This is a genomic window from Cellulomonas sp. GbtcB1, from assembly GCF_019091725.1.
In the GTDB taxonomy this organism is placed as follows: Bacteria; Actinomycetota; Actinomycetes; order Actinomycetales; family Cellulomonadaceae; genus Cellulomonas.
This window is the reverse complement of the sequence record NZ_JAGXJG010000423.1, coordinates 1-245: the sequence shown is the minus strand read 5'-3', so window position 1 is coordinate 245 and position 245 is coordinate 1. Positions and strand designations below refer to the sequence as shown.

Here is a 245-nt window from a genome sequence, read left to right as displayed (position 1 = left end):
CCCCTCGGCGCCCGGGGCGGCGGGCCGCGCCGCCCGCGCCCCGACCCACGCCGCGGCGTCGAGGTAGAGCCCGACGTGCCCGAGCAGCCGCGCGTCGCCGCCGGCGCGCTCGCGCGTGAACCGCGCGAGCTCCCGCAGCCGCACCGGGACGACCGGGACGACGTCGCGCGGCCGGAACTCGCCGTAGGCCCGGCACAGCAGCTCGAGCCGGCGCCGGCGCTCGGCGAGGGGGACGGGGACCGCGT

General features: G+C 83.3%; 1 protein-coding gene. It reads right to left on the bottom strand.

The window, feature by feature from the left end; translation table 11 throughout:
• Positions 1-245 (bottom strand): hypothetical protein (locus KVT14_RS20915; RefSeq protein ID WP_217617349.1); only part of this gene is annotated, 245 nt, incomplete at both ends.